Raw genomic sequence first — 15,212 nt, 5'->3', positions numbered from 1 at the left:
TTTATCGTTTCAAGGATGTAATCGCCATTGCAGGGTGGTACCGGTAAAGAATGAGATCCTTTAACATTTCAGCGGCAACCATATTATAAACAGTTCCATTGCCACCGTACCCTAGCATGAAATAGACACCATTGTATTTTGGATGCTGACCGATGAACGGTAAACCATCCTTACTTGAAGCAAAGACGGAGCTCCATTCATATGCAGAAGATGTTTGGATAGTTGGAAACATGGAATGAAGTTTCTCTAACAATTTCTTACTATAAGATGGAAGCAAGTCTTCTTTAGTTAATGCCTTATCGAGACCTCCGATCAGGATTCTATGATCAGCGGTGGTCCTTAAATAGAAATATGGACGATTTGTTTCCCAGATTAAAGAACGATTGTGCCACCCATCGAAGTTTTCGACAGGTTCAGTAGCAATTGTATAAGTGCGCTCAAGTAGAGCGCCTTTTGTTTTTGCAAACTCTTGAGTCGCATAGCCTGTTGCATAGATTACATGTTTTGCCGTGATTTCCCCATGCTCTGTTTCAAAATGAAGCATGTCATCTGTGAACCTATGAGAGAGGACTTCCGTGTGTTCATAGAGATCAGCTCCAAGTTCCTGTGAATTCATCGCAAGAGATCGCGCGAATTGATATGGGTCTACTTGAGCTTCATTTTTCGTATAAATTCCACATGGAGCACTAAAGGAGTAAAGACCTTCTATCGCTCGTTGATCCAACCAATCAGCAGAAAATCCGTATTTACGGAGCGCTTCAAATTCATTCTTAAGTTTCTTAGCATGGCGATCGGAACTTGCGAAGTAGAAGCTGTCCACTCGCTGAAAGTCAGCGGGTGTTGGTAAGTAAGAATGGTATTTATCTAGTTCGTCGAGAGCTTTTAAACAAAGTTTATAAAAATAGACAGCTTTCTCTACACCGATTTTCTCTATAAGATCGATAAGGAATTCATCGTTAGAGAATTGCAATAAACCAGTATTAGCAGCAGTACTTCCAGAACCGATCTCGTCTTTTTCAAGCAAGACGGTTTTTAATTGATAGTCTGAAAGCATGCGAGCCATCATCGTACCTGCAAAGCCGCCACCAATGATCAATACATCGCATGAAATGGAGGTTGTGAGCTTTGGGAAACCTGTTTGATCTTGATGTAATGTTGGCCAGAATGGTTTGCCGTAATGGAGGTCCATGTCCAATTTCCCTTCCGTAATAAAGTTATTTTCTTAGACTGCGCTCACATTCGGGTGATTATTCAAGTTTGGAGGAGGAGCAATATGAGGAAAGTGCTTGTGACTGGTGCGCTTGGTTTTATTGGGTTTCATTTGAGTGAGTTTCTTCTTGATGAAGGTATCGAAGTTGTTGCTCTCGATGGGAAAGTGGATGGAAGTCGGAAGATTGAATACTCTGAGAAAGAACTGCTTTTTGCTAGAAATTCTAACTATAGCTATGTAGATGCGTTGCTGAGTGAAACTTCCATAGACTCGCTTGTGAGCGATTGCGATGTAGTTTTTCATTTGAGTGTACCTCCTCAAATCGATGGACAACGATCTGGTCGTTTGGTTGAAGAGGGCACTTTAATTACAAAGAAAATTCTATCTGCTTGTTCTGGAAAACGCCTTGTGTACACTTCATCTTTTGAAATTTTCGGGAGAAGATATGGAAGAATAACGGAACGAACGCCTTTAAACCCTTCTACTCTTCTAGGGAAACTAAAAGCCGCAGAAGAAGTAGTTCTCGATTGCTCAGACAGCAAAACAATCGTAAAGAAGGTTCGTTTGCCACTTGTTTATGGTCCATGGCAACGTGATGATCATGTTTTTCAACATGTTTTGCAAACAGGTAAACTTTCGAAGAATTTTTTGTTAGAAGGTGAAAGGTGCCACTTTGATGCGCTCTATGTGAAAGATGTGTGTGAAGGCTTGGTGAGAGCTGCTGAACGAAAGGAAAGCTCTGAAACCTTCAATCTGTCTAGTGGCAGAGAAGGAGAATGGCAAAAAGGAGTCGAATGGTTAATAAGAGATAAAGTAGAAATTCGAAAAAACTCAAGTATGACGTGTACAGTGTCGAATAAGGAATGTGTCAAGAAGCTCTCATTTAATAACCTTACTCCAATCGAAAAAGGGCTAGAAGAGCAGCGTAATCATCTAAAGAAATTAACACAACTTTATCCTGATTTTTATCCACAACAACTTGAATGAGTAGGAAGGGACGATCATTATGTTGGAAAAGACACTAGGAAATTACGATGTTCATGATTCTTCACACGGGATGAAGGCTCTAAAAGAAACAAGAGAAAAGCTACTTTACATGGTTAGTAAAATAGAAGACCAGGAGCTTCACTATCATTATTCCAAATTCCCAACAGTTGCTGGTTACTTGCTTCATATCGCACAAATCGAGCTATGGTGGGTAAAAAATGCGCTCATGGGTGAGCAAGTTACTGAGGATGAGAAAGAGCGATTTTTCTTTAAGGAAGAGCAAGTGATCTCTGCACCTGAGGAAAAGGACTTGTCCTGGTTTCTCGCTAGACTTGCTGAAGTAAGAGAAATGTGCAGGAAATTCTATAATAACCTGTCAGACGTTGATTATCGTAAGCCTGGCCCTGAAGTAGAAATTAATGGTGAGGTCCATGCCTACTCGCCAGAGTGGGTGATCAGTCATCTAATCGATCACGAAGCATATCATAGAGGACAGGCAGCGATGGTACTTAAGATGGTTTCCGGTCAAAGAGAACAATGGGAGCATTTCAATACACCCTATTTGTCGTTATAATAGAACCGAGCCTAAATTGGCGAAAGAATAATAGGGGTGAATGTATTGGAACAAAATATGAGATTTATGCAAATTGCGATGAAGTATTTTCCAGAGGCGAAACAGTCTCTTAGCGAGCAGGATATCGAGTTAGATCTTGATAACATGCAACCGCTACTCGAACTATTCTTAAAAGCGATGGAAGATGCTTATGAACTTGGAAAGCAGGACGCCGAGGAATAAGGGAGAGAGAGCAATGACCAAGAAAGCATACTGGATCTGGTTTATCCCGCTAATTGGACTATTATTAGGAATTTTAATAGGAAGTTTTGGTCTTATGGTCATTTCCGGTGTCCTATTATTAGTAACTGTGGGTAGTCTTTTGTTGTACTCTAAATAACGTGAAAAGACGTGATGATTCACGTCTTTTCAATTATTTAATGAATAAATTCATTAGTGATCCCATTTGTTTTACCATCGGACTGACTTGTTTAAATGTATTCATCACCTGGTTAGCGGAATTGATCATCTTAGGCATATCATAATTTCCATTTGGCTTTTTGTACTTATTCATAAATCCTCCTGGCCCTGCAGGATATCCGGGGTAAGGATGCCCTGCAGGATATCCGGGCTGTCCAGGGTACCCAGGCTGTCCTTGATAGCCAAATTGATTGTGGTAGCCAGGTTGACTGGAATACGCAGAGCCTCCAGGATAACCTGAACCTCCCTGATATCCAGATACTCCAGGATAACCAGAATAGTGTTGAGGGGCAGGAGACTGCTGGGGATAGTATGGCTGATATCCTGGAGCCATTGGTTGTTGTGGTTGCTGGAACGACTGATAGGGAACTTGCTGTTGTGTATAGTATTGAGGGGGATGGGGCTGTTGGTACGGATTATACATCCATAGACCTCCTTCACTCATTCGTTATGTTTATTTTATGTAATTACTCATGAATGGTGTTGGATACATCGAGCAAGAGTGTAGACAAATCATTCTGTTTCAATTAAAATTAGTACCAGCTACTAAAGATTGGTGGTAACTGAAGATAGAAAATTTCCTACAAAGGAGCAATTAATATGAATGCAGGTTTAATGGGTATTGGCCATTATGTACCGGAACGTATTTTGACAAACCATGACTTAGAAAAGATGGTTGATACATCAGATGAATGGATTCGCACAAGAACAGGTATTGAAGAGCGAAGAATTGCTGATGATAATACGAATACATCGGACATGGCTTATGAAGCATCTATTAAAGCTCTAGAAGATGCAAATATAAAAGCAGAAGACCTTGATCTTATTCTGGTCGCTACCGTAACACCAGACTTTCCCTTCCCATCCGTAGGTTGTCTATTGCAAGATAAACTAGGAGCAACTAAGGCTGCAGCAATGGATGTGAGTGCTGCGTGTGCTGGGTTTATGTATGGTATGATTACAGCGTCGCAATTTATTAATAATGACACATATAAAAATATCTTGGTTGTAGGTGTTGAAAAGCTCTCTAAAATCACGAACTGGGATGACCGTAATACAGCGGTACTATTCGGGGATGGAGCGGGAGCTGCCGTTATCGGACCTGTTTCGGAAGGAAGAGGCATCCTGTCATTTGAACTCGGTTCAGATGGTTCAGGCTCAAAACACCTTTATCAAGAACCTCAAGGGTTTATGGAAATGAACGGCAGAGAAGTGTTTAAGTTTGCTGTAAGGCAGATGGGGCAATCTGCAGTTAACGTGATTGATAAAGCCGGACTTACAAAGGCTGATGTCGATTACTTAGTTCCTCACCAAGCGAATATCCGAATCATGGAAGCGGCGCGACAAAAGCTTGAATTACCTGTGGAAAACATGGCAACGACTGTGAAGAAATACGGTAATACATCCTCTTCAACAATTCCAATCGCCCTATCTGAAGCGGTCCGTGAAGGACGAGTGAAAGATGATGATGTTGTTGTATTAGTAGGATTTGGCGGTGGATTGACCTGGGGTGCTGTAGCACTTAAATTAGGAAAATAAGCTTATTGAACATGTAGTTTTGAAAAAGGAGAGTTGTTTGAAATGAATAGAAGAGTTGTAATTACTGGCTTAGGTGCGATTTCACCTCTAGGAAATTCTGTTTCAGAAACGTGGAATAACGTTTTAAACGGTGTTTCAGGTGTGAACCCTCTACAACGTTTGGACGTAAATGAGTTTCCAGCGAAAGTTTCAGCTGAGGCACTCGAATTCGATCCTGAACAGTTCATGGATAAAAAGGATGCAAGAAAGATGGACCGCTTTACACAGTTTGCTGTTGCAGCTGCTCAAATGGCGGTAGATGATGCTAACTTTAAAATTACGGATGACAATGCAGAGCGCGTCGGCGTATGGATTGGGTCTGGTATCGGTGGAATGGAGACGTATGAATCTCAATTCCGTACGTTTTTAAGCAAAGGCGCTCGCCGCGTCAGCCCATTCTTTGTCCCAATGATGATTCCTGATATGGCTTCTGGCCAAGTTTCAATCATGCTAGGTGCAAAGGGCATCAATTCTTGTACTGTTACGGCATGTGCGTCAGGAACAAATTCGATTGGTGATGCATTCAAAGTCATTCAGCGTGGAGATGCGGACGCTATGATCACAGGTGGTTCTGAAGCGCCGATCACGAACATGAGCGTAGCAGGATTTAGTTCAATGAAAGCATTGTCAACGAATCCAGATCCATCAACAGCAAGCAGACCGTTCGATGCTGATCGAAATGGTTTTGTAATCGGTGAAGGAGCTGGAATTCTTGTTATTGAAAGTCTAGAATCTGCTGAAGCACGTGGTGCGAAAATCTACGGTGAAATCGTAGGATATGGTTCAACAGGTGATGCTTACCATGTCACACAGCCAGCTCCAGAAGGTGAAGGCGGTGCTAGGTCTATGAAGCAAGCGATTGATGATGCAGGACTTTCTCCAGAGAATATCGATTACATCAACGCTCACGGAACGAGTACAGAATACAATGATAAGTATGAAACGGCTGCGATTAAATCAGTATTTGGCGACCATGCTTATAAGCTAGCGGTTAGCTCAACGAAGTCTATGACGGGTCACTTACTAGGTGCTGCAGGAGCAGTAGAAAGTATCTTCTGTGCGAAAGCAATTGAAGAAGGCATCTTGCCTCCTACAATTAACTATGAAACACCAGACCCTGATTGTGACCTTGATTATGTGCCAAATAAAGCGCGTAAATCCGATGTACAAGCTATCTTAAATAACTCACTTGGATTTGGTGGACATAATGCAACACTGATCTTCAAGAAATATGTAAAATAATCAAGATACCTCCGGCAAACCGGAGGTATTTCTTTGTCATAAAACTCTTTTCTGAAGAATATGCTGATCATGGAATATTTTAACTTACTCCTGACTATACTGTTTTTACAAACAGTAGCGAAGTGAGGGGTAACCGAATGTTATATTTGCGAGATGTATGGGTGAATTGGTTTGAAGGTGAAGAGAACGGATATAACGTTTGTGATTTTCACGAATGGAGAAAAGACGACTTTATTGAATTGTTAGATCAAGTACCAGTCATAAAAGTAGAGTCACTTCTATATCACTACATCGAGAACGACCTAGCAGAGCTTCCTGAAAGTTTATTGAGTGATATTTTTCAGAAAAGCTACATTCGTAAAAATAACGAGCGATCTCCATTAGAATATTGTTTCCTTGCAACTGACGGTAGAGGCGTGATCATCATTGATACCCTTGGATACAAAATCCCTATTCGGAAGAGTAGAGTCATCCCTAGGCAGGAAAAGGCCGTTTATGAAATGGTGGCAGACGTTGAAGCAACAATCTACCCGTTTACAGAAGAAAACCCAGTGAAAGAGCATCACATTCTTTCACCAGGACCTGACGTGATGAGAGGACTAACAAGAAAAGAGCGGCAGCTTAAACAGCTATTATTCATGGCGCTCGATCAACTCTACTCAAGTGGTAACTCGGCAGAGATCAGATACTGGTTAACGGAGTGCCAACCAAAGAAATACATGACGATTCAAAACATGGAAATGGACGAGGCGTGGGAAGGGCTCTATCATGAAGTGAAAGCAGGCTGGTCACATAAGCACGAACAAATCTGCGAACGCATCATCAAGGGTCAACCTTACTTTGAGAAGATATGGGAGTTAGAAAAGGGAACACATGTGAATTAAATAGAATACAGAAGGTCGCCGGAATGGCGACCTTTTTTGGTTTCGTGGTGGTGTTTCGTCCGTGAAAATTAGAATACGTACAATTAGACAGTAAAATTGGAATTTGGCTACTAAAGTAGCCGTTTTGGACAATAAATCTTGATTTTAGCTCATAAAGAAATTTCGGACAATAAAAGAGCCCTTCCCCAGATTTGGGGAGGGCTCTTTATCACTCTTTCAACCGAACACAAAAAGCGTGTTCCATTTCAAGAGTTCCAATATCGCCGTTTCTAAACGCTTGCCTTCGCTTTTCTATTTACCTTTTCCTTCTTTCTAGTCCCATGGCTCTTTCGGCTTTTGCGAGCATTTTATTGGCTCTGCGGTTTGCTTTTTCAGCTCCGTGGTCGAGGATGTTATCTAGTTCTTCTGAGTTGATCAAGTTGTTGTAGCGTTCTTGGATTGGGCGTAGTGTTTCTGCGACTACTTCTCCAAGTTCAGCTTTGAAGTCTCCGTATCCTTTGCCTTCATACATACCCTCGATTTCTTCGATTGATTTCCCAGAGCAAAGTGAGTAGATCGTAAGTAGATTGGAGAGAGCTGGTTTGTTTTCTTTATCGAATCGGACGATTCCATCAGAATCAGTCACAGCTCGCTTAATTTTCTTAATAATCGTATTTGGCTCATCTAGCATCGAGATAAACGCGTTTTTGTTTTCATCAGATTTACTCATTTTTCTAGTAGGGTCTTGAAGGGACATAATACGTGCTCCAACCTTAGGAATACGAGGTTCGGGCATTACGAAAATGTCGTTATACTTGCGGTTGAAACGCTCTGCAAGGTTACGTGTTAGCTCGATGTGTTGCTTTTGATCATCTCCAACAGGTACGATTTCTGTACCGTAAAGCAGGATATCTGCTGCCATAAGTGGAGGGTATGTTAGTAGACCAGCGCTAACAGCTTCTTTTCCAGACGATTTATCCTTAAATTGTGTCATTCTCTCTAGTTCTCCTATATAAGAGACGCACTGCAACATCCACCCTAACTGAGCATGTGCTGCCACTTCAGATTGAATGAAAAGCGTAGACTTTTCTGGGTCGATTCCTGATGCTAAGTAAAGCGCTGCAAGGCTCTTTGTGTTGGTTTTTAAAGCTTTCTTTTCCTGTGGAACGGTAATCGCATGCTGGTTGACGACACAAAAGTAACACTCATTCTCCTCTTGTAACTCTGTAAAATGCTTCATTGCACCGAGGTAATTTCCAATTGTTAATGTGCCGCTCGGTTGTATACCTGAAAAAATAACGCTCATTCTTTTCACCCTCCAAAAGTTCTTTATCAATAGAATACAAAAAAGGTCCATTCATCCCTTATTGCTAGGGACGAATGGACCGTGGTGCCACCCTGCTTATCCAAAAAAATGGATCACTTTGTGGTTTAGCTAGTAAACCTGGTGATAACGTGAATGCTCACGCCTTTACCTACTAATCTGTTCAGCAAAGGTGCTCGAAAGTCCATTCCAAACAGTGTGATACCTGTTTTCACCACCCACAGGCTCTCTTAAAACACAGCTGATTGTACTCCTCTTCGTCATAGCGATTTTCCGTATCCTATTAGTAACGTAATTATATCTTACAAATCCCCCATGATGCAACAAATCAACTATTTGTAATAATCAGTGCAATAATGATCGTAATGACTGTCCAAAAGGCACCAGCAATTAGGATAGGATAAGTAACTGGATTATCATATTCAAGCTTGTAAGAAAGCTCTGACTTATCTTCTTCGATCATCTGATGCTTTGTCGAATTTCTTAAAAATCTCTTAAAGGAATAGACGATACCATCGAAGAAACCAGTCTGTATGACATGGAGCGCAGCACCAATCAAAAGCATAGCGAGTGCAATCATAAAGAGAATATCAGAGGCACTTTGGATCGAAAATCCGCTATCGGATAGGATAGAGGAAATGATCGCGGCAATAAAGGAGAGTACAATGAGTACTCCAGAACGTATCAATAATGATTTCATGTGAACCCCCGTCATAGTTTGTCATTATTAAGTATAAAATTTGTAAACGATAAGAACAATAACAGATGTTCAAATATCTGAAAGTAATTTATTTGAAAATTATGTTTCATGCATATTCTATACACTTTAAAGCACTACATACTTTTAGATACATAGGACTAGTTAGATTTTCATGCAAATACGTGCAAAAGTACAAACTTATACCCAAAAACCCATATTACATACTAGGTCTTTGTGCCTATCTTTTGTTACTCAAACGTAATGATGACGCGGTTTTTGTAAATTCCCGTAAAAAATTCATATGCAAAATAGTTCGAAAACTTGTATAATACGAGTTGTGGGAAGGAACGAGTCAAATTTTTAGATAATTTGATGAATTTCGTTTCGCAAGTATATGGCTTAATAGCTACATAATTTAAGGGAGGTCACACAGCATGAAGAAATCAAGATGGACTCTTGTCCTATCTCTTGTGCTTGTATTGAGCATGTTCCTATCCGCTTGCGGTGGTGGAGGCTCAAACGGTGGTAATGGAAATAGTGGGGGAGACGATGGTGGTTCTGATTCAGCTAAACAAGAACTGAACCTAACTGCATCTGCAGAGATTCCTTCAATGGATACTACGCAGGCAACTGACTCTACTTCATTCAACGCAATGAACCAAGTTTTTGAAGGTCTTTATCGCCTTGACAAAAACAATGAACCAACACTAGGTGTTGCGGCTGAAGAGCCGAAAGAAGAAGAAAAAGACGGTGAAACTGTTTATACGTTTACAATTCGCGATGATGCTAAGTGGTCTGACGGTTCTCAAGTAACTGCAGAAGACTTCATCTACGCTTGGCACAAAGCACTACACCCAGATACACTTTCTCCTTACGCTTCCATGTTTGGAACTGCAGGAATCAAGAACGGTAACGCAATCGTTACTGAAGGCGATCCTATGTACGGTAAGGTTGAAGAACTAGGCGCTAAAGCAGTAGACGAAAAGACACTTGAAATTACAGTTGAAAACAAGACTCCTTATTTCAAGTCTCTACTAACTTTCGCTACTTTCTATCCACAGCCAAAAGGATTTGCTGAAGAGAAAGCTGACAAGTATGCTCTTGAAGCAGACACTATGCTTTACAACGGACCATTCGTATTCTCTGAATGGAACCATGGTGAAGGTTGGAGCTTTGAAAAGAATACAGAATATTGGGATGCTGATGTAGTAAGTCTTGAAAACATCTCAGTTAAAGTAGTACAAGATGTAGCAACAAGAGTAAACCTTTACGAAACTGGTAAAATCGATCGCGCTACACTTGATTCAGACTTCGTAGATCAGTTCAAAGATAGAGAAGATTTCAATACAATTCTTGAGCCTACAATGTTCTTCCTTCGTATGAACCAGGAGAACGAAGCTCTTGCTAACAAGAACGTACGTAAAGCTCTATTCCTTGCGTATGACCGTGATGGACTAGTAAATGTTCTTCTTAACAACGGTTCAATCGCAGCAAAATACTTTGTACCATCTGATTTCGTTTCTGGACCAAATGGTGACGACTTCCGTAAATTCGCTCCAGAAGGCTTCCACGCTGACATGGGCGAAGAAGAAGCTAAAGAAGCTTGGAAAGCTGGACTTGAAGAGCTAGGAAAAGACTCTGTAGAGCTTGAGTTCCTAACTACTGACACTGAGCTTGCTTCTAAAATTGCAGAGTATGCAAAAGAGCAGTATGAGTCTAAGCTAGATGGACTTACTCTAACAATCAACAAGCAGCCTTGGAAGCAGTTCCTTGAGCTTGAAGATGGCGGAGACTTTGATATCTCAACTGGTGGTTGGGGACCTGACTATCCAGATCCAATGACATTCCTTTACATGTTTGAGACTGATGGAGCATACAACCGCATGGGTTACTCAAGTGAGAAGTATGACGAGCTAGTTTCAAATGCTAAGACAGAATCTGACGATGCTAAGCGTTGGGAAATGATGCAAGAAGCTGAAAAGGTACTAATGGAAGAGGACATCGCGATTGTTCCTACTTACCAACGCGGTCTGGCTATCCTTCAACAGGATTATGTTCAGAACTACTATGTACACCCATTCGGTGCTGATGCATCTTACAAGTGGATTAAGATCGAAGGTAAATAATTTAAGCTTTTCAGGAGAGTATATGTCATCCTGACATATACTCTCTTTTTACCTGTAAAGAAAAAATATGTCGAAATATAGCTTAATAATCAGAATAGACAAAATATTAACTGGTTATTCCCTTTTTTTCGACTTATAATTAAAAGAGGCAGGTATTTCTCGAGGAGGTTGGTTGTAGTGGGACGTTATATCGGTGGAAGGGTAGTTTCAATGGTAATTACCTTCCTTATTATTGCTTCACTAACGTTTTTCCTAATGAAGCTTCTCCCTGGTACACCTTTTAATAACCAGGAAAAGCTAAGTGATGCACAAATTGTACAGCTAAATGAAAAGTATGGTCTTAATGATCCAGTAGCCGTACAATACTTTACTTACATGACAAACTTATTATCAGGGGATCTTGGTGTATCCTTCCAGCAGGATGGCCGTCAAGTATCTACTATTATAGGTGAGCGTATTGGACCTTCGGCATACTTAGGATTCCAATCACTTGTTGTAGGTACAATACTTGGATTGTTTTTAGGAATTATTGCAGCATTAAGACATAATTCGTTTTGGGACTATGGAACAATGGTTATTGCCGTACTAGGTATCTCAATACCAAGCTTTGTAATCGCTGGCCTAATGCAGTATTGGTTTGGTGTGAAATGGCAGCTGCTTCCAGTTGCGTACTGGGATGGATTCGCTTATACCATAATGCCAACAATTGCGATTGCTTCAATTGTTGTTGCGACAATCGCTCGATTTATGAGAACAGAAATGCTTGAAGTTCTTGGACAAGATTACATCGTAACAGCGAAAGCAAAAGGCTTGAGCAGTACAGCGGTTGTTATTAGACATACAATCCGTAATGCTTCTATACCTATCATTACAATAATGGGACCACTGGTTGTAGGTCTAATGACAGGTACTCTAGTTATTGAGAGAATTTTCGTGATTCCAGGTCTTGGGGAAAAATTCGTTAACTCCATTTTGACAAACGATTTCCCAATCATTATGGGTACGACGTTATTCTTTAGTTTACTATTTATTTTTGTAATATTATTGGTTGACATCTTATACGGAATTGTTGACCCTCGAATTCGTTTAGCGGGAGGGAAAGAGTAATGAGTATGAAACAAGAGAAACTACATGACCTTACAGATGATATGTTTCACCCCGCTAACATTGATGATTCTGAAAGTGAGATTATTGCCGGTGAAAGTACTGGCTTTTGGAAAGACGCATGGAGACGTCTTAAGAAAAACCCTGGTGCGATTATCGGGCTGATCATTATCATCTTAATAACTTTCCTGGCTATTTTTGGGCCATATATGAATGAACATGACTATCGAACGCAGGAATTAACTAGAGCGAAATTGCCTGCTAAGGTACCTGTATTAGAAAACGTTGGATTCCTTGGACTAAACGGTGTAGACATTCGTGGCGTTGATCAATATGAAGCAAAAGGCTACGAAAATGAGTACTACTGGTTTGGTACAGATGAATTTGGCCGTGACCAATGGACACGAGTATGGCAAGGTACGCGAATTTCACTATTCATTGCAGCAGCAGCAGCGTTCATCGACTTCGTAATCGGTGTTGCATATGGTGGTATCTCAGCTTATTACGGTGGACGAGTGGATAATGTGCTTCAACGTATCATTGAAGTTCTTGTTGGTATTCCAAACTTGATCTTGATTATTCTGGCGATTTTAATATTTGAACCAGGAATATTCTCGATTATTGTGGCACTCTCTATAACCGGTTGGGTCGGAATGTCACGTATCGTACGTGGACAAGTATTGAAATTGAAAACTCAGGAGTTCGTACTCGCTTCACGTACACTTGGAGCTACAAGTGGCCGTGTAATCGGGAAGCACTTGATACCTAACGTACTAGGGCAGATCATCATTACGACGATGTTTACGATTCCTGGAGCAATTTTCTTCGAAGCATTCTTAAGCTTTATCGGTCTGGGAATTAGACCACCGGAAGCTTCACTAGGTTCAATCATTAACAATGGCTTCTCAAGCCTTCAAATCTATCCGCATCTTGTTTTATGGCCATCGATCATTATTTCCTTGATCATGATTGCCTTCAACCTTGTTGGTGATGGGCTACGAGATGCATTTGATCCAAAGCTACGTAAATAGGGGGGATTATGATGGAAAGAATTCTAGACGTAAACGATCTGCATGTCTCCTTTGATACGTTTGCTGGAGAAGTCAAAGCAGTTCGCGGAGTAAACTTCCATTTAAATAAAGGTGAAACATTAGCAATTGTAGGAGAATCAGGTTCTGGTAAGTCCGTTACATCAAAAGCAGTAATGCGCTTGATTCCTGATCCTCCTGGACGCATTAAGCAAGGTGAAATCAAGTTTGGAGACCGTGACCTTTCTAAGCTTTCCGAGAAAGAAATGCAAAAGCTTCGCGGCTCTGAAATTTCGATGATCTTCCAGGATCCTATGACTTCTCTTAATCCAACAATGACAGTTGGTAAGCAGATCATGGAAGGGTTGATCAAACACCAGAACATGAACAAGTCTGAAGCAAAAGAACGTGCGATCGAACTATTAAAACTAGTAGGAATTCCTGATTCTGAAGGTCGAGTAACGCAATATCCTCACCAATTCTCTGGTGGAATGCGTCAACGTGTTGTAATCGCGATCGCACTTGCTTGTAACCCAAGAGTTCTGATCGCAGATGAGCCAACGACTGCACTAGATGTAACGATTCAAGCACAAATCCTGGAGCTATTGAAAGATCTTCAAGAAAAGATGGGTACTTCAATCATCTTCATCACGCACGACCTTGGCGTTGTAGCTAACATCGCTGACCGTGTTGCAGTAATGTATGCTGGTAAAATTGTTGAGACGGGTACTGTAGATGAAATCTTCTATAATCCACAACATCCATATACTTGGGGGCTTCTTGGTTCCATGCCAAGTCTAGAAGCATCTGAAGAAGACTTGATCGCAATTCCTGGTTCACCTCCAGATTTATTGGATCCTCCGAAAGGCGATGCTTTCGCTCCACGGAATCCATATGCGATGAAGATCGATACTGAGATGGAGCCACCTCTTTTCAAAGTATCTGATACTCATTATGCTGCAACATGGTTGTTGCACGAAAAAGCACCGAAAGTAGAACCGCCAGAAGCTATCAAGAAACGCTTGCGCGGCATGGCTCCCGATGAGCCGATCATTGCCACGAAAGATGGTGAAAAAAATGTCTAACCAAGAAAAACTAGTTGAAATCAAAAACCTAAAACAGCATTTTAAAGTTGGTAAAGGTACTGTTAAAGCAGTTGATGGTTTAACATTCGATATTTATCAAGGTGAAACGTTTGGTCTTGTAGGAGAATCGGGCTGTGGTAAGTCAACCACAGGCCGTACGATCATTCGTTTATACGATGCAACAGATGGTGAAGTTATTTTTAAGGGGGAAGACGTTCACGGAAAGAAATCCGCAAAAGAATTGAAGAAATTCAATCGTAAAATGCAGATGATTTTCCAGGATCCTTATGCGTCACTTAACCCGAGAATGACTGTTGCTGATATCATTGCAGAAGGCATCGATATCCACGGACTTGCAGATTCTAAGAAAGCTAGAATGGATAAAGTTCATGACTTACTAGAAACTGTAGGACTTAACAAAGAGCACGCGAACCGTTACCCTCACGAATTTAGTGGTGGACAAAGACAGCGTATCGGAATTGCTCGTGCACTTGCTGTTGATCCTGAATTCATCATTGCCGATGAACCTATTTCAGCTCTGGATGTTTCAATTCAAGCACAGGTTGTTAACTTGATGAAGAAACTTCAGCGCGAAAAAGGATTAACTTATCTGTTTATCGCGCACGATCTTTCTATGGTTAAATACATCAGTGATCGAATTGGTGTTATGTACCGCGGACAAATCGTTGAGTTAGCAGAAAGTGAAGAACTTTATCGTAATCCTCTTCATTCGTATACGCAATCGTTGCTTTCAGCGATTCCTCTACCGGATCCTGAGTATGAGCGTTCAAGAAAGCGTATGGTCTATGATCCTGAGAAGCATAAGCCTGAGAATGGTGAAGAAAGACAGCTTCGCGAAGTAACAGAAGGCCATTGGGTAGCTTGTACAGAAGAAGAGTACAACAAACTTAAGAACAGCGTTACTGTATAAC

The 15,212-nt window shown here is 41.0% G+C and carries 16 protein-coding genes and 1 other annotated feature; of the genes, 12 read left to right on the top strand and 4 right to left on the bottom strand.

Annotated features, from left to right (window positions below; all coding sequences use genetic code 11):
* Nucleotide 1: 1 nt before the first annotated feature.
* Nucleotides 2-1,189, bottom strand: coding sequence for an NAD(P)/FAD-dependent oxidoreductase (locus SJY16_RS12550; protein ID WP_377889615.1), 1,188 nt, complete (start codon nucleotides 1,187-1,189; stop codon nucleotides 2-4).
* An 84-nt stretch (nucleotides 1,190-1,273) separates the two neighbouring features.
* Here SJY16_RS12550 and SJY16_RS12545 point away from each other — a divergent pair, with 84 nt between their 5' ends.
* The 4 genes from SJY16_RS12545 to SJY16_RS12530 are packed head-to-tail and all read left to right on the top strand — an operon-like array spanning nucleotide 1,274 to nucleotide 3,150.
* Nucleotides 1,274-2,197: an NAD-dependent epimerase/dehydratase family protein gene (locus tag SJY16_RS12545; protein WP_377889614.1), complete on the top strand. Its 924-nt coding sequence runs from the start codon at nucleotides 1,274-1,276 to the stop codon at nucleotides 2,195-2,197.
* Between the two features lie 19 nt (nucleotides 2,198-2,216).
* Complete coding sequence (locus SJY16_RS12540; protein WP_377889613.1) at nucleotides 2,217-2,771, top strand: DinB family protein; 555 nt, start codon at nucleotides 2,217-2,219, stop codon at nucleotides 2,769-2,771.
* Nucleotides 2,772-2,828: 57 nt separating this feature from the next.
* The gene (locus tag SJY16_RS12535; RefSeq protein ID WP_377892228.1) at nucleotides 2,829-2,993 is read left to right on the top strand and encodes a ComZ family protein; all 165 of its coding nucleotides are present in this window, start codon (nucleotides 2,829-2,831) and stop codon (nucleotides 2,991-2,993) included.
* 13 nt (nucleotides 2,994-3,006) lie between these two features.
* The gene (locus SJY16_RS12530) at nucleotides 3,007-3,150 is read left to right on the top strand and encodes a hypothetical protein (RefSeq protein WP_377889611.1); all 144 of its coding nucleotides are present in this window, start codon (nucleotides 3,007-3,009) and stop codon (nucleotides 3,148-3,150) included.
* A gap of 33 nt (nucleotides 3,151-3,183) precedes the next feature.
* Here SJY16_RS12530 and SJY16_RS12525 read toward each other — a convergent pair whose 3' ends face one another.
* Nucleotides 3,184-3,654 (bottom strand): YppG family protein, encoded by a 471-nt coding sequence (locus tag SJY16_RS12525; protein WP_377889610.1) that lies wholly within the window; start codon nucleotides 3,652-3,654, stop codon nucleotides 3,184-3,186.
* Between the two features lie 176 nt (nucleotides 3,655-3,830).
* Here SJY16_RS12525 and SJY16_RS12520 point away from each other — a divergent pair, with 176 nt between their 5' ends.
* From SJY16_RS12520 to SJY16_RS12510, 3 genes are all read left to right on the top strand, one after another.
* Entirely contained in the window at nucleotides 3,831-4,769 is a 939-nt protein-coding gene (locus tag SJY16_RS12520; protein ID WP_377889608.1) for a beta-ketoacyl-ACP synthase III, read from the top strand.
* A 42-nt stretch (nucleotides 4,770-4,811) separates the two neighbouring features.
* Nucleotides 4,812-6,050 (top strand): beta-ketoacyl-ACP synthase II, encoded by a 1,239-nt coding sequence (fabF, locus tag SJY16_RS12515; protein WP_377889606.1) that lies wholly within the window; start codon nucleotides 4,812-4,814, stop codon nucleotides 6,048-6,050.
* 137 nt (nucleotides 6,051-6,187) lie between these two features.
* A complete protein-coding gene (locus SJY16_RS12510) occupies nucleotides 6,188-6,934 on the top strand; it encodes a YjbA family protein (protein ID WP_377889605.1) in 747 nt (248 codons plus the stop codon).
* Between the two features lie 295 nt (nucleotides 6,935-7,229).
* Here the strand turns inward: SJY16_RS12510 and trpS are convergent, their stop codons facing one another.
* Together trpS and SJY16_RS12500 are read right to left on the bottom strand one after the other, a co-directional pair.
* A complete protein-coding gene (gene trpS, locus SJY16_RS12505) occupies nucleotides 7,230-8,219 on the bottom strand; it encodes a tryptophan--tRNA ligase (RefSeq protein ID WP_377889604.1) in 990 nt (329 codons plus the stop codon).
* Nucleotides 8,220-8,282: 63 nt separating this feature from the next.
* Nucleotides 8,283-8,510: a binding site (T-box leader), on the bottom strand.
* A 55-nt stretch (nucleotides 8,511-8,565) separates the two neighbouring features.
* The gene (locus SJY16_RS12500; protein WP_377889603.1) at nucleotides 8,566-8,937 is read right to left on the bottom strand and encodes a DUF3899 domain-containing protein; all 372 of its coding nucleotides are present in this window, start codon (nucleotides 8,935-8,937) and stop codon (nucleotides 8,566-8,568) included.
* Between the two features lie 434 nt (nucleotides 8,938-9,371).
* On the opposite strand from SJY16_RS12500, the gene SJY16_RS12495 reads away from it, so the two are divergent.
* From SJY16_RS12495 to SJY16_RS12475, 5 genes are all read left to right on the top strand, one after another.
* The gene (locus tag SJY16_RS12495; RefSeq protein WP_377889602.1) at nucleotides 9,372-11,063 is read left to right on the top strand and encodes a peptide ABC transporter substrate-binding protein; all 1,692 of its coding nucleotides are present in this window, start codon (nucleotides 9,372-9,374) and stop codon (nucleotides 11,061-11,063) included.
* A 177-nt stretch (nucleotides 11,064-11,240) separates the two neighbouring features.
* Nucleotides 11,241-12,170, top strand: coding sequence for an oligopeptide ABC transporter permease (gene opp3b / locus SJY16_RS12490; RefSeq protein WP_377889601.1), 930 nt, complete (start codon nucleotides 11,241-11,243; stop codon nucleotides 12,168-12,170).
* A 5-nt stretch (nucleotides 12,171-12,175) separates the two neighbouring features.
* Nucleotides 12,176-13,198: an oligopeptide ABC transporter permease gene (gene opp3C / locus SJY16_RS12485; RefSeq protein WP_377892226.1), complete on the top strand. Its 1,023-nt coding sequence runs from the start codon at nucleotides 12,176-12,178 to the stop codon at nucleotides 13,196-13,198.
* A gap of 11 nt (nucleotides 13,199-13,209) precedes the next feature.
* A complete protein-coding gene (locus SJY16_RS12480; protein WP_377892224.1) occupies nucleotides 13,210-14,280 on the top strand; it encodes an ABC transporter ATP-binding protein in 1,071 nt (356 codons plus the stop codon).
* Nucleotides 14,273-15,211: an ABC transporter ATP-binding protein gene (locus SJY16_RS12475; protein WP_377889599.1), complete on the top strand. Its 939-nt coding sequence runs from the start codon at nucleotides 14,273-14,275 to the stop codon at nucleotides 15,209-15,211. The genes SJY16_RS12480 and SJY16_RS12475 overlap by 8 nt, the downstream gene beginning before the upstream one ends.
* Nucleotide 15,212: the final 1 nt, after the last annotated feature.

The organism is Alkalihalobacillus sp. R86527, from assembly GCF_042466185.1.
Lineage (GTDB): Bacteria > Bacillota > Bacilli > Bacillales > Guptibacillaceae > Guptibacillus.
The sequence above is the reverse complement of the archived record's forward strand: the minus strand, read 5'-3'. Positions and strand labels throughout refer to the sequence as shown.

Excerpts from the sequence above, each read along its gene's own strand:
- SJY16_RS12550 (WP_377889615.1), bottom strand. The coding sequence starts at position 1,189 with ATGGACCTCCATTACGGCAAACCATTCTGGCCAACATTACATCAAGAT.
- SJY16_RS12545 (WP_377889614.1), top strand. The coding sequence starts at position 1,274 with ATGAGGAAAGTGCTTGTGACTGGTGCGCTTGGTTTTATTGGGTTTCAT.
- SJY16_RS12540 (WP_377889613.1), top strand. The coding sequence starts at position 2,217 with ATGTTGGAAAAGACACTAGGAAATTACGATGTTCATGATTCTTCACAC.
- SJY16_RS12535 (WP_377892228.1), top strand. The coding sequence starts at position 2,829 with ATGAGATTTATGCAAATTGCGATGAAGTATTTTCCAGAGGCGAAACAG.
- SJY16_RS12530 (WP_377889611.1), top strand. The coding sequence starts at position 3,007 with ATGACCAAGAAAGCATACTGGATCTGGTTTATCCCGCTAATTGGACTA.
- SJY16_RS12525 (WP_377889610.1), bottom strand. The coding sequence starts at position 3,654 with ATGTATAATCCGTACCAACAGCCCCATCCCCCTCAATACTATACACAA.
- SJY16_RS12520 (WP_377889608.1), top strand. The coding sequence starts at position 3,831 with ATGAATGCAGGTTTAATGGGTATTGGCCATTATGTACCGGAACGTATT.
- fabF (WP_377889606.1), top strand. The coding sequence starts at position 4,812 with ATGAATAGAAGAGTTGTAATTACTGGCTTAGGTGCGATTTCACCTCTA.
- SJY16_RS12510 (WP_377889605.1), top strand. The coding sequence starts at position 6,188 with ATGTTATATTTGCGAGATGTATGGGTGAATTGGTTTGAAGGTGAAGAG.
- trpS (WP_377889604.1), bottom strand. The coding sequence starts at position 8,219 with ATGAGCGTTATTTTTTCAGGTATACAACCGAGCGGCACATTAACAATT.
- SJY16_RS12500 (WP_377889603.1), bottom strand. The coding sequence starts at position 8,937 with ATGAAATCATTATTGATACGTTCTGGAGTACTCATTGTACTCTCCTTT.
- SJY16_RS12495 (WP_377889602.1), top strand. The coding sequence starts at position 9,372 with ATGAAGAAATCAAGATGGACTCTTGTCCTATCTCTTGTGCTTGTATTG.
- opp3C (WP_377892226.1), top strand. The coding sequence starts at position 12,176 with ATGAAACAAGAGAAACTACATGACCTTACAGATGATATGTTTCACCCC.
- SJY16_RS12480 (WP_377892224.1), top strand. The coding sequence starts at position 13,210 with ATGGAAAGAATTCTAGACGTAAACGATCTGCATGTCTCCTTTGATACG.
- SJY16_RS12475 (WP_377889599.1), top strand. The coding sequence starts at position 14,273 with ATGTCTAACCAAGAAAAACTAGTTGAAATCAAAAACCTAAAACAGCAT.